The organism is Streptomyces sp. M41 (assembly GCF_043673425.1).
Lineage (GTDB): Bacteria > Actinomycetota > Actinomycetes > Streptomycetales > Streptomycetaceae > Streptomyces.
On record NZ_JBIMKE010000006.1, the window covers coordinates 61,270 to 73,973 of the forward strand.

Consider the following 12,704-nt stretch of genomic DNA (forward strand, 5'->3'; position numbering starts at 1 on the left):
CCCGTCCGTGGTCTGCGTCACTTCACCGTGGTCGGCCGTACCCCTGGGCGGTACCGCGCTCATAGGGTGCTGTTCATGATGGTCCCCGCGGCACTCCTGCTGCTCGGCGCCCTGACCGCCGTAGTCGCCCCTCGGATGCTCGCCCGGGCCGACTGGCCGGACCGCGAACCGGTGGTCGCCCTGTGGGTGTGGCAGTGCGTGGTGGCCGGCGTACTCCTTTGCTGTGCGCTGTCCATGACTCTCAGTGCGGCGGCTGCCTGGCAGGTGGTCCGCGGCCATGTGTTCGCCCCGGCGCCGAGCGCGGTCGTCGAGGCGTACGCGCACGGTGTGGGTCATCCCTGGGCGGCGACGACCGCGGTGACGCTCGCCTGCGGAGGGCTGTGGACCGTGGCGATGCTGGTGCGCGAGGTCGTGCGCGCGCGGGCCCGGCGCAGGCAGCGGCGGGCCGAACTCCTCGTCCGTGCCCCGCTGTTGCCGGGCGAGGAGCCTGGCAACGACCGCCTGGCCATCCTGGAGGGCGAGCGGCCTCAAGCGTGGTGGCTGCCCGGCACGGCGCCCCGGCTCGTCATCACCACCGCGGCGCTGCGGCGCCTGAAGGGGCGGCAGTTGGACGCCGTACTCGCACATGAGCAGGGGCATGCGCGGGCCCGGCACGACTGGCTGCTGCACTGCTCGGCCGCGCTGGCGGGCGGGTTTCCGCAGGTGCCGGTGTTCGCGGCGTTCCGCGACGAGATGCACCGGCTGGTCGAACTCTCCGCCGACGACATGGCCTCCCGTCGCTTCGGCCGGCTGACGACCGCACTGGCCTTGGTCGAACTCAACGAGGACCGGGGTGTCTTCGGCCCCTGCCCGACCGCGCAGGCACAGGTTCCGGAACGGGTGAACCGGCTCCTGACTCCCCCGGACCGGCTCACGGCGGGCCGCCGGCTCCGACTGACGGCGGCGGCTGCGCTGGTGCCCGTGATCCCGGTACTGGTGGCGTTCGGACCCGGGCTGCGGGCGCTGGGCTAGCGGGCGTCTCGGAGGTGGCCGTGCCGGTCCCGGGGCTGGCTGAGCCCCCTCGGTGGCCCGCCGGGCTTCTCTCCGGGTCGCCCAGCGTTGTCTCAGCCCCGTAACGGGGCGGGGGGCACGGCGCGGCGGTGAGCGCGAAAGCGCCGCCACCCACGCCCCGGGCGTTTGCCGCGGGGCAGGCCGAGCACTCGTCCCAAGATGAGCCTGAGCACCGGTCACAGCGCCGGCCGACCCGCCCCGCACGGAGTGCTCCGCTCCCCCCACCGGCAGGCCGCCCGCCGTACGACCCGGCGCACCCCCGCCGCGGTCGGCGGCGCGAAACACGCCCCCAGCACCCCCGGTATTGGCCTCCCGCCCCACCGATCGGCGAGGATCGCAGTATGCACACCCAGTCCGTCGAGTCCCCGCCCCGCCCGCCGGAAGAGCGTCGAACCGCCTCCTGGGCCGGTGCCCTGGCCCTGTGCACCGCGCTGTTGCTCGCCCTGGTGGCGGTCCGCTGGTATCCGTTGATGACCCTGGACGGCGACATCGCCGAGACCACGCACCGCTGGGCGGTCGCGGAGTCCGGGGTCACGCAGGCGTTCCGCATCCTGACGGACTGGGTCTGGGACCCGTGGACGATGCGCATCCTGGCCGCGGTCGTCGCGATCTGGCTGGTGTGGCGCAGAGCGGCGCTCTGGACGGCCGCGTGGCTCGTGATCACCTGTGCGCTCGCGTCGGCGATCCAGCAGACCATGAAGGCCGCGGTCGACCGCCCGCGCCCCACGTGGCCCGATCCCGTCGACTCCGCCCACTACGCCGCCTTCCCCTCCGGTCACGCCATGACGGCCACCGTGGTGTGCGGCCTCCTGCTGTGGCTCCTGCACCGCCACGGCGCCGCCCCCGTCCTGTGGCGCGCGGCCGTCGCCGTGGCCGTGATCTCCGTGCTGGGCGTCGGGCTGACCCGGGTGTGGCTGGGCGTGCACTGGGCCACGGACGTCGTCGGCGGCTGGCTGCTGGGCGCGTTGGTCGTGGTACTGGCGATGCTGGTGCACACGCGTCGGCGGACCTGAACCGTCCGCCCGCGCAATGGCCGGGATCTTCCCACGCGTCGGAAGACCCCGCCGTAGGATCCGACCATGACCGCAGTTCTGTTCGATTTCTCCGGCACCCTTTTCCGTATCGAGTCCACCGAGTCCTGGCTGCGCGCAGTAGTCACCGCGGCCCGAGTGGACCTCGCCGAGGCCGAGTTGGCCGAGGCGGCGACGGCGCTGGAGACGATGGGGGCGTTACCCGGCGGGGTCAACCCGTCCTGGCTGCCGCAGGACGTGGCGAGCCTCTGGGGCGTGCGGGACAAGAGCGCGGAGCTGCACCGGGCCGCCTACACCACCCTGTCCCGGCATGTGCCGCTCCCCGACGACCGGTTGCACGACCTGCTCTACGACCGCCATATGGCTCCGACCGCGTGGGCGCCGTACCCCGATACCGCCGAGGTGCTGCGGGCACTGCGTGAGCAAGGCGTCGGCGTGGGCGTGGTCAGCAACATCGGCTGGGACATCCGTCCGGTCTTCCGCGAGCACGGCCTCGACGCGTATGTGGACACCTTTGTGCTGTCGTTCGAGCACGGCGTCCAGAAGCCCGACCCCCGGCTGTTCACGCTCGCCTGCTCGGCCCTGGACGCGGATCCGAAGGACGTCGTCATGGTCGGCGACGACCGGCGGGCGGACGGCGGGGCGGCGGCTCTGGGGTGTGCGGTGCACTTCGTGGATCATCTGCCGGCGGCCCAGCGGCCCGACGGGCTGCGGCCGGTGCTGGATCTCGTGCGGGGCGCGTGACGGGCGAGGCGAACGGTGCCCGCGCGAATTGAGACCCGCCCCGCCCGGGATTGAACAAGTAGCCTCCGGCCACCATCCAGGGGGGTCGAGCCCGCCCTGGACGATCCCCCGCGTCGCCCAGGGCAGACGGCAACCCCGACCAGGCCGTACCAAGGCCCGGACCGGACGCGTTGAGTATAGTTGGCTGGCAGCCAGTCAACGCAGGAGTTACAGCATGTCCCCGCGCAGCGCCTCGGTCAATGAAGAGTTGCGGCGGCGTTCCCGGGAGCGGCTTCTCCAAGCCGCGGTCGAGCTGGTCGGTGAGCGGGGATACGACGCCACGACGCTGGGCGACATCGCGGACCGCGCGGGCTCGGCGCGGGGTCTGGTGTCGTACTACTTCCCCGGCAAACGCCAGCTGGTGCAGTCCGCCGTGCACCGGCTGATGCACCGCACGCTGGAGGAGGCGCTGGAGCGCGAGCCGCGTACCGAGGACGGCCGGGAACGGATGGCCAGGGCCATCGACGCGATTCTGGGCCTGGCCCGGGACCGGCCCGTGCTGATGCGCCAGCACATGGCGGGGATCCTCCAGGCCGAGGGCTTCATGCAGTGTCCCGAGCAGCGGCGCCTGGCCGAGCTGCTGCGCGACACCTGCGCACGCCGCGGCTCGCGGGACGTCGACGCCGACTACCCGATGCTGCGTGCCCTGCTGATGGGCGCCGTCTACGCGGCGCTGGTGCCCGGGGTGCCGATGTCCGTGCCGGTGCTGCGGGCCGAGCTGTTCAAGCGGTACGGGCTGGAGTGGGAGAGGGGGGTCCCGCCGGACACGGAGGCCGTGCCCGGCGGGACGTGCGAGGCGGATCTGTCGCGGTTCTTCGCGACCGGGTCCGCGCCCGGCTGCCCGGAGGGTCAGTCGAAGTAGTCCGGCTGGGTCTGGGCGTTGAGCTCACGCATCTTGACCCGGCGGGCCGGGTCGGTGCGCCGGTCGTCGATCTTCAGGACGTCGAAGCCCCTGGCCATCTCGTTCGAGTAGACGTAGCCGTTGTAGTAGTACGCCGACCACGAACCGGCCGTTCTGAGGGTGTCGGTGGTCAGCGGCCCACGGTCGAAGTAGGCGATCTCCCTCGGGCGGGACGAGTCGGTGAACTCCCAGACGGAGACGCCACCTTGGTACCAGGCCTGGACCATGAGGTCCCGGCCCTTGACCGGGATCAGCGAGCCGTTGTGGGCGACACAGTTCTCGGTGTCCGCCTGGTGACGGGGGATCTTGAAGTAGCTGCGGAAGACCAGCTTGCGCTTGTCGCCCTTGCCGACGACGTCGTAGATGCCGTCGGCGCCGCGGTCCGGGCCGGTCGCCGCGTTGCAGGTGGCGCCGTTGCCGCCGCCCAGCTCATCGGTGAAGACGACCTTGTTCGCGCGTTGGTTGAAGGTCGCCGAGTGCCAGAAGGCGAAGTTGACGTTGTCCTGCACCCGGTCGATGACCCTCGGACGCTCCGGGTCCCTGATCGAGAACAGGATGCCGTCCCCCATGCAGGCGCCCGCGGCCAGGTCCCTCGACGGCAGCACGGTGATGTCATGGCAGCCCGTGGTCTTGGAGACACCCGGGTTGGTGGGCCCGCCCGGGTTGCCACCGCCGTCCGGGCCCTCACCCGGGAACAGCACCGGGAAGCCCACGACCTTCGACTTCTCGGGGGCGTGGCGCGGAACCTTGATGACGGAGATGCCGTCGTGCGGCGGCTGGCAGTCCGGGTACGCCGCGTTCGGCGAGTACGAGGAGACGTACACGTAGACGTTGCGCCGCTCGGGCACCAGCGTGTGGGTGTGCGAGCCGCATGCGGTCTCGACGGCGGCGACGTACCTGGGGTTCGTCTTGTCGCTGATGTCGAAGACCTTCATGCCCTCCCAGGAGGATTTCTCGGTCGCGGGCTGGGTGGTGCTGTTGCAACTGCTGTCGCTGCGCGAGGAGTCGGTGGACAGGAACAGCAGGTCACCGGAGACGGAGATGTCGTTCTGCGAGCCGGGGCACAGAACCTGCGCGACCGTCCTCGGTGCCCGCGGGTCGGAGATGTCGAAGATGCGGAAGCCGTCGTAGTTGCCGGCGAAGGCGTATCTGCCCTGGAAGGCGAGATCCGAATTGGTGCCCGGCAGCACGTCTTTGGGGACGTTGGTGACGTGCTCGATGTTGTCGGAGTGGACGATCTCGTTCTGACCGGGTATCTCGCCGTCCGCGAGAGCCTCGCGCACCTCGGCCCGGGTGCGGTCGGAGACTTCCTGCTCGGCGACGGGACCGTCCCCGGGGTCGGGGGTCGCGGTGGCCGGCTGCGTGGTGAGCAGCGCGGCCAGGAGCCCGCCGGCGGCAGCGGCAACTGCCAGGCGTCTGCGCCGTGTTCGGGAATTGCTGAACAGGATCACTGTTTCCTCCCTTGTGCCGTTCGCACTGGAACGGTTCACGCACGCCCGAGTATCGTCTTCACCATGCACATTTCAAGAGCGGGCTATGAACATGTAACGAAGGCGCCCCATCGCCGGGCGCGTTTCGCTACGGCCTCCATGGCCGCCTTGGCCGTGCTGGTGCTCGGCGGCTGCGACTCCGGTTCCGGCTCCGATGCCGATCCCGACTCCGCCGCGGGAAGCGGACCCTCGGTGATCGCGCCCGGCAAGCCCGGCGAGGCGAACCGGAAACTGTCCGCCGAGGAGGCGGCACGGCAGCGCGCCGAGGACGACTCCCCCAACTCGGCGGACGTCACATACGCGCGGATGATGATCGAGCACCACGCCCAGGCCCTGGAGATGACCGAACTCGCCCCGAAGCGGGCCGAGTCGACGAAGGTCAGGAAACTGGCCGAGCGGATCGCCGCCGCGCAGGGCCCGGAGATCGCCGCGATGAGGAGCTGGCTCAAGACCCATGGGAAGAGCGAGCAGGGCGATACGGCCGGGCAGGGCGGCGCCGGCCACAACCACGCCTCGATGCCGGGCATGGCGACCGAGGCACAGCTGCGCAAGCTGCGCACGGCGCGGGGTGCGGCCTTCGACCAGCTGTTCCTCACGCTGATGATCACTCATCACGACGGGGCGATCACCATGGCCACGGAGGTGAAGGGGCAGGGCAACAACATCCGGATCGAGGAGATGGCCGACGAGGTGGTGGCCCAGCAGACGAGCGAGATCACACGGATGCGGGCCATGCTCTGACGAGCCAGGCCGGTACGCCCGCCCCGGACGAGGCCGGTGCACCCGCCCCCGACCAGGCCGGCACGCCCGCCTTCGATGCGTACGTCGCCGCCGCCCCCTCCACCACCGTCGCGGCTGCCGGTCAGACGGCCCTCAGCGACCGGCCCTGCGTCGCGTCAGAAACCCGGCGTCGCGCGCCTGTCCGATCAGCCTGAGCGACTTGCGGCGGTTCTGCCCCGTCGCGCTCATCACCGCGAGGACGGGGTCGGTTCCCGCCTCCTGGGCCGCCCGGTATTTCTGCGCCACGAGCCACCGCCCCTCGACACCGCGCGGCCAGTCCGGCAGGACCGGGCTCCGTCCGGGGCCCTCCCCGTCGGGTTCGTCGGCGTCCGCCGCGGCACGGTCCGCCGCGGCGGTGATCCCGCACGCGTCGCAGAGCGGATCCTCGATCCAGTCGGCGAGCGCCGCGAGGTCGTCGAGGGAGAGCGCCGGCTGTGCCCGTACGTCCTCGATCGTGACGCACCCCTCGGACACCACGGCGTGCGCGTCGACCCGGGCGCCGTCACCGAACTCCAGCCGGACCCCGAACCAGGTCGTGGCGCCGGCGTCGTCCCGCACTTCCCACGCGGGCCACACGGAGACGGCACCCTCCGTCGGGCGGCGGTCGGAAAGATTAAGAAAGGATGCTTCCAGCACACACGCAACGTAACCGCATGATCACATTCCATACGAACGAAACACGCATCCCGTACGGCGCACTGCACCCTGTCAGCGGAGCGGCTGCGGTGCGATGCTGGACTCGAGAGCGACTCCTGAAGATCTCCGGACAAGGAGTTCCGCCGTGCTGAGAGTTGCCGTCGTAGGCTCCGGGCCGAGCGGGTGCTACACCGCCCAGAGCCTTGTACAGCAGGACCCCGACGTGGTCGTGGACGTCCTGGACCGGCTGCCGTGCCCGTACGGCCTGGTGCGGTACGGGGTGGCGCCGGACCACGAGAAGATCAAATCCCTCCAGAACAACCTGCGGACGGTTCTGGAGCACGAGCGGGTGCGGTTCCTCGGCGGCGTCCAGATCGGACCCGGCGGAGTGCCGAGCACCCGGTTGCGGGAGCTGTACCACGCGGTCGTGTACTGCGTGGGCGCCGCCACCGACCGGCACCTGGGGATTCCCGGCGAGGACCTGCCGGGCAGCTGGTCGGCGACCGAGTTCGTGTCCTGGTACAGCGCCCACCCGGACTCCGTCGACGACGGGTTCGTGCGCGGGGCACGGTCCGCGGTGGTCATCGGGGTCGGGAACGTCGCGGTGGACGTCACGCGGATGCTGGCGCGCGGCACCGCCGAACTGGCTCCCACCGACATGCCGCACGCGGCCCTCAGCTCCCTCGCCGCGAGCCGCATCATCGACGTCAGCATGGTGGGGCGGCGCGGCCCCTCGCAGGCCCGGTTCACCACCAAGGAGCTACGGGAGCTGGGCACCCTGCCGGACACCGACGTGACCGTGGACCCACGGGACCTGGCGCTGGACCCGGCCCACCTCGACCCGTCCGGGCTGCCCGCCGCGCAGCGCCGCAACGTGGAGGTGCTGCGCGGCTGGGCCGGGGCCCCCTCCCGGGACTCCCGGCACCGGATCCGGCTGCGCTTCTTCCTGCGGCCCGTCGAGCTCCTCGCCGAGGCCGGTCGCGTGGGCGCGGTGCGCTTCGAACGGACGGTCCCCGACGGTCGGGGCGGGGTGACGGGCACCGGCCGGTACGAGGACATCGAGGCCCAGCTGGTGCTGCGTTCGGTCGGATATCGCGGAGTACCGCTGGAGGGCCTGCCGTTCGACACGGCGACCGGCACGGTGCCGCATCTGGCCGGTCGTGTGCTGCGCGAGGGGCTCGTGGCGCCGGGCGAGTACGTGGCCGGCTGGATCAAGCGGGGCCCGACCGGCGTGATCGGCAGCAACCGGTCGGACGCCAAGGAGACGGTGACGTCGCTGCTGGAGGACGCCGGCGTACTCGTTCGCAGGGCGGTGCCCGAGGAGCCGCTGACGGCTCTGCGGTCGGCCGGTGTCGAGCCCGTCGAGTGGTCCGGCTGGCAGGCGATCGAGCGGGCCGAGGCGGCCCTGGGGGCCTCGCTGGGGCGCGGTGTGGTGAAACTTCCCGACTGGGAGTCCCTGTTGATCGCCGCGCACGACGACGTCGTCTGACGGGCCAGGCCGGTCGTCGCCGAGGGGCTCCGAGGGGCTCCGACCGGCCGGAGGCGCGTTGTCAGCGCAGGTGCGCCGGCAGATACCGGCTGACCGTGCGCTCCAGGTGCGGCAGGGCGCGCTGCCCGGCGACCGCCAGCGCGATCGACGCGGCGACGCCCGCCCACGCGAACGGGCCGAGCGGCGTGCAGCCGAAGAGGTGGCTGATGCCGGGCGTCTCGACCAGGGCGACGAGGACCGCCGCGGAGCCGAGGGCGGTGACCCGGACCAGCGGGCTCCCCTTGCGGTCGGCCAGGGTCTGGGCGAGCTGGGTGCCGACCACCGCGCACAGCGCCATCGTGGTGGAGCGGCGGGCGGTGCCCGGGGTGAAGCGGCCGATCAGCCAGGCCGCCGTCGCGCCCAGCGTGGTGGTCAGGGCCCGGTGCCGGATCTTGCGGATCAGCGGGGCGCCGAGTAGGGAGGTACCCAGGGGGGCGGTGCCTTCGGCGCCTGCCTGGCCGGGCGCGGCCGATTCCGGTTCCGCCGTCTCCGGTTCGTACGGTGTCACCGCCACCGCCATGGCCGGGAAAAGGTCTGTGAACAGGTTGACCAGCAGCATCTGGCGGGTGGACAGCGGCGCCGCGCCCGACAGGAGGGTGCCGAGGAGGCCGAAGCCCACCTCGCCCGCGTTGCCGCCGATCAGGATGGCGATGGCGTCGGCGACGCTGTGCCACAGGGCCCGGCCCTCGGCGACCGCCTCGACCAGGACGGTCAGGTCGCCGTCGGTGAGGACGAGGTCGGCGGCGTTGCGGGCGGCGGCCGAGCCGCGGGCGTTGATGCCGACGCCGATGTCGGCGGCGCGGATGGCCGCCGCGTCGTTGGCCCCGTCGCCGACCATGCCGACGACCCGGCCTGCATCCCGCAGGGCCTCGACGACCTGGAGTTTCTGCTCGGGCGCGACCCTGGCCACCACACCCATGTCGCTCAGCATCCGGGCGCGCGCCTCCCGGTCCGCGGACGCCAGCTCGTCGCCGGTGACCACGCCGGTGTCCTCGGGCCAGCCCAGTTCCGCGGCGATGGCCCGCGCGGTCTGCGGGTGGTCACCGGTCAGCATGACGGGGCGTACGCCCGCGTCGCGCAGGCCCTGGACGAGCGCCGTGGAGGTCTCGCGCGGTACGTCGGCGAGGGCCAGCAGGCCCGTGAACTCCAGCTCTTCCAGGGGCTGTTCAAGGGCGTCGGACGCCTGGTCCGTGGCCGCAAGCGGGCGCCGGGCGACCGCGAGGACGCGCAGTCCGTCGGCGGCGAGGGTGTGCGCCGCCTCCGTCACCGACTCGGGCAGGTCGACGCAGGCGGGCAGCACCGTCTCGGGGGCGCCCTTGACCACGAGCACGGCGACGTCGTCGTCCTGTGCACGGCCGACGGCGGCGGCGTAGCCCCGTCCGGCCTCGAACGGCAGGCCCTCGGCCTGGGACCAGTCGGGGTCGTCGGGGGCCGCGTCCAGGACGGCCTCGTCGGTGGCGTGCACGGGCCGCTCCGAGCCGCCGTTGAACTGCGGGCAGGCGCGCGCCGCCGACCGCAGTGTGGCGTCGCCCTCGGGCTCGGCCGGCTTCCGGATCGTTCCGCCCGCGTCGGTGACCCGCACCAGGCGCAGCCGGTTCTCGGTGAGCGTGCCGGTCTTGTCGAAGCAGATGGTGTCCATCCGGCCGAGCGCCTCCAGGGTGCGCGGGGCCCGTACGAGGACGCCGCGACGGCTCAGCCTGCGGGCCGCCGCGAGCTGGGCCACGGTGGCGACCAGCGGCAGCCCCTCCGGGACCGCGGCCACGGCCACCGCGACGCCGCCGCTGACGGCCTGGCGGATCGGCGTGCCGCGCAGCAGCGACAGGGCGGTCACACCGGCGCCGCCCGCCAGCGTCAACGGCAGGGCCTTGTCGGTGAGTTCGCGCAGCCTGGCCTGTACTCCGGCGGACGGTGGTGTGCGGGCGGCGAGGGCCACGGCACGGGAGGCCTCCGTCCGGTCCCCGGTGTCCACCACGACGGCCCTGGCCTCCCCGGCCACCACGGTCGTGCCCTCGAACACCATGCAGCTCCGGTCGGGCACGGCCGCGTCCGGCGTCGGGTCGGTCGCCTTGTCGGCCGGCAGGGACTCCCCGGTCAGCGCGGACTCGTCCACCTCCAGTCCGTCCTCCCAGAGCAGCCTGGCGTCGGCGGGCACCACGTCGTCCGCGCGCAGTTCGATCACGTCGCCGGGGCGGAGCTTGGCGGCGTCGACGAGGGTTGACCGGGACGCCGTGGCCGGCTCCTCGCCTTCCTTGCTCGCCGCGCTCTCCTCGCTCTCCTCGCCCCCTCCGGTTCCCGCACCGGCCCTGCCTTGCTGGTCCCGGCTGCCCTCGCGTGTCTCGGTCGCGACGCGTGCCTTCTGCTTCTGCTTGGCCAGCAGGCCGGACAGCGCCCGCTCGGCCCGCATCCGCTGGACGCCGCCGACCAGCGCGTTCAGGTCGAGCGCGCCGACGACCAGCAGCGCGTCCACGACGGAGCCGAGGATCGCCTCGGCGGCCGAGCCGACGGCGAGGACCGGGGTGAGCGGGTCGTCGAGTTCGCCGCGCACGGCCCGGGCGAGCTGCATCGGCCCGCTCAGCGGAGCGAACAGGCGCTTGCGGCCCATCGCCCGGGCCGTCTTGCGCGTCCGGTCGGTGACCTGCTCGGGCAGGCTCGGCTCCGGGACCGCGTCCGCCTCCCGCTCCAGCCGGTCGCGGACCTCGGCGGGCTCCAGTTCGTGCCAGGCCACGCGTGGACGCGGGTGCGGGGCGCGGGCCGCCGCCACCCGAAGGGCCGCTCGCACACCGGTCAGCAGGGCCCATGCCGCGCTCACGTCGACGGGCGTGTGCCGGATCCCCGGCCAGGGCGTGGGGCGGCCACGCCGGGACTGGCCGATGGCCACCAGCAGACCCGACAGGGCGGCGCCGGACCTCGCCAGGACCTGCGACCTGCGGCCCACCCCGCGCGCGGCCGGGACCGCGCGCAGCAGCCGCCACACGTCGGCCAGACCGTGCGGGGCCAGCACGTCCGCGCCCCAGACGAGGGCTCCGTCACGGTCGGTGAGGGCGACGGCCACATCGCCGGCGAGCAGCCCCTCGAAGACGTCCTCGTCGCCGGCCCCCGGTCGGGCCACGGTGACGACCACGGCGTCGTCGGCACGCAACGCGTTCACCACCTCGCCCAATGACCGATCGGCGCTCACCACCTGGTCCGCGAGGGTGGTGAAGTCGGCCAGGGCGGGGTCGTCGACCATCACCACGCGCAGGCCCGCCCGCCGAGCCGCATCCAGCACGGTCTCCGCCCAGGCGTCCGCGCCCGCGCCGGGGGTCCGTAGCGCGCTCGGGTGCAGTACGACCGTGTCGGCCATCTCCAGCTGCCTGAGCCGTTCGGTGTCGCGCACCAGGACGCCGGTACGGGACAGCGCGGAGCTCAGTACGGCGTGGAAGGCCGCGGGCCCGTAGCGGGCGGCCTTGGGAGAGCCCGCGAGGACCGCCTCGGCCGCCTCGGTGCCGTCGTGCTTGACCAGCAGTGTGGCCACGGCGCCCACGAGGCTGCCGGTCTCGGCGTGCGCGGCGTACTGCTGGGCCGGGGAACTGCGCAGCGGCGGGCGCGGGCAGTGGTCGCCGGCCACGCTGCATCGCTCGGGCACACAGACCTCGTCGTGGACCATGTCGAAGGCCGCCGCGCGGGCCACCGTCTCCGCCAGCTGGAGCGAGCGCAGCGAACCGTCCAGCACCAGAGCGGTCGGGGTCCGGCCTGCGCCGTGCGCCGCCGCGTTGGCGACGGCGAGCACGATGTCCATGCGGGTGCGGCCGAGCCGCGCCCGCAGCCAGCCGCGAAAGCGCGGGTTCTCTCGCAGCAGCGTGACCACGGCGGTCACCGAGCGGGGCGTGGTCGGCAGGCGCAGCCCGTAGCCGATGAACGCGGCGGCGATGCCGGCCACGTCGGCGGCCACGGTCGTGGCGGCGGCCCGCACCCCGGCGGGGTCGGCCGGGTGGGGGGTCTCTTCCACCGACTCGTCCATCTGCGCCAGACCGTGCCGGGCCGCGATCTCGACGGCCTTGTCCATCACCTGGTCGCTGACCGACTCCTCGACGGCGGTCACGACGAGGCGGCTCAGTCCCCCGTCCCAGTACGCCAGGGCCACATCGGGCCGCTCCAGCAGCGCCGCGGCGACCCGGCGTGCCGCGTGTTCCGTCCCGCCCGCCCGGTGCACGCGCTCCGGCTCCGCGGGCCGCAGCGCCATATGGATGCGGGCGCCGGAGCGCCAGGGGCGCGGGCGCCGGGGCAGCGTGTTGCGGGTGACCCGCACGACGCGCGCCGCCGTGTCCATGCTCCGTACCCCGGCCCTGGCGGTCCCGGCCACGGCGCCGGCGGCGGCTCCCACCGCGGGCGCGGCTCCTGCGACCAGCAGCCGCGGACCGGCCGCGACCATACCCGCCGCGGCGGCCGTCGGACGTGTGAGCAGACCAAGAACCATCGCTCGCCCTCTTCGCCTCGGTCGACGTCGTCTTCCGCGGAGACCCGGG

At 73.2% G+C, this 12,704-nt stretch carries 9 protein-coding genes; 6 read left to right on the forward strand and 3 right to left on the reverse strand.

The window, feature by feature from the left end; genetic code table 11:
- Nucleotides 1–75 precede the first annotated feature (75 nt).
- The 4 genes from ACHBTE_RS10435 to ACHBTE_RS10450 all read left to right on the forward strand — a co-directional run bounded on the left by ACHBTE_RS10435 (nt 76) and on the right by ACHBTE_RS10450 (nt 3,726).
- On the forward strand, nt 76–1,011 hold the full coding sequence (locus ACHBTE_RS10435; protein ID WP_394723336.1) for a M56 family metallopeptidase: 936 nt from the start codon (nt 76–78) through the stop codon (nt 1,009–1,011).
- 380 nt (nt 1,012–1,391) lie between these two features.
- Nucleotides 1,392–2,063, forward strand: coding sequence for a phosphatase PAP2 family protein (locus ACHBTE_RS10440; RefSeq protein ID WP_394723337.1), 672 nt, complete (start codon nt 1,392–1,394; stop codon nt 2,061–2,063).
- Between the two features lie 66 nt (nt 2,064–2,129).
- The gene (locus tag ACHBTE_RS10445) at nt 2,130–2,825 is read left to right on the forward strand and encodes an HAD family hydrolase (protein WP_394723338.1); all 696 of its coding nucleotides are present in this window, start codon (nt 2,130–2,132) and stop codon (nt 2,823–2,825) included.
- Nucleotides 2,826–3,039: 214 nt separating this feature from the next.
- Entirely contained in the window at nt 3,040–3,726 is a 687-nt protein-coding gene (locus ACHBTE_RS10450) for a TetR/AcrR family transcriptional regulator (protein WP_394723339.1), read from the forward strand.
- Here the strand turns inward: ACHBTE_RS10450 and ACHBTE_RS10455 are convergent.
- Nucleotides 3,714–5,216, reverse strand: coding sequence for an LVIVD repeat-containing protein (locus tag ACHBTE_RS10455; RefSeq protein WP_394723340.1), 1,503 nt, complete (start codon nt 5,214–5,216; stop codon nt 3,714–3,716). The genes ACHBTE_RS10450 and ACHBTE_RS10455 overlap by 13 nt on opposite strands.
- A gap of 138 nt (nt 5,217–5,354) precedes the next feature.
- Here ACHBTE_RS10455 and ACHBTE_RS10460 point away from each other — a divergent pair, with 138 nt between their 5' ends.
- The gene (locus ACHBTE_RS10460) at nt 5,355–5,996 is read left to right on the forward strand and encodes a DUF305 domain-containing protein (protein ID WP_394723341.1); all 642 of its coding nucleotides are present in this window, start codon (nt 5,355–5,357) and stop codon (nt 5,994–5,996) included.
- A 132-nt stretch (nt 5,997–6,128) separates the two neighbouring features.
- Here ACHBTE_RS10460 and ACHBTE_RS10465 read toward each other — a convergent pair whose 3' ends face one another.
- Nucleotides 6,129–6,611 carry a DUF6214 family protein gene (locus ACHBTE_RS10465; RefSeq protein WP_394723342.1) on the reverse strand — a complete coding sequence of 161 codons (483 nt, stop codon included), beginning with the start codon at nt 6,609–6,611 and terminating at the stop codon, nt 6,129–6,131.
- Between the two features lie 205 nt (nt 6,612–6,816).
- On the opposite strand from ACHBTE_RS10465, the gene ACHBTE_RS10470 reads away from it, so the two are divergent.
- Nucleotides 6,817–8,160 carry an FAD-dependent oxidoreductase gene (locus ACHBTE_RS10470; protein WP_394723344.1) on the forward strand — a complete coding sequence of 448 codons (1,344 nt, stop codon included), beginning with the start codon at nt 6,817–6,819 and terminating at the stop codon, nt 8,158–8,160.
- 61 nt (nt 8,161–8,221) lie between these two features.
- Here the strand turns inward: ACHBTE_RS10470 and ACHBTE_RS10475 are convergent, their stop codons facing one another.
- Nucleotides 8,222–12,655, reverse strand: coding sequence for an HAD-IC family P-type ATPase (locus ACHBTE_RS10475; RefSeq protein WP_394723345.1), 4,434 nt, complete (start codon nt 12,653–12,655; stop codon nt 8,222–8,224).
- Nucleotides 12,656–12,704: the final 49 nt, after the last annotated feature.

Bases quoted from the DNA above. Each gene is read 5' to 3' on its own strand.
- ACHBTE_RS10435 (WP_394723336.1), top strand. From the start codon at position 76: ATGATGGTCCCCGCGGCACTCCTGCTGCTCGGCGCCCTGACCGCCGTA.
- ACHBTE_RS10440 (WP_394723337.1), top strand. From the start codon at position 1,392: ATGCACACCCAGTCCGTCGAGTCCCCGCCCCGCCCGCCGGAAGAGCGT.
- ACHBTE_RS10445 (WP_394723338.1), top strand. From the start codon at position 2,130: ATGACCGCAGTTCTGTTCGATTTCTCCGGCACCCTTTTCCGTATCGAG.
- ACHBTE_RS10450 (WP_394723339.1), top strand. From the start codon at position 3,040: ATGTCCCCGCGCAGCGCCTCGGTCAATGAAGAGTTGCGGCGGCGTTCC.
- ACHBTE_RS10460 (WP_394723341.1), top strand. From the start codon at position 5,355: ATGGCCGCCTTGGCCGTGCTGGTGCTCGGCGGCTGCGACTCCGGTTCC.
- ACHBTE_RS10475 (WP_394723345.1), bottom strand. From the start codon at position 12,655: ATGGTTCTTGGTCTGCTCACACGTCCGACGGCCGCCGCGGCGGGTATG.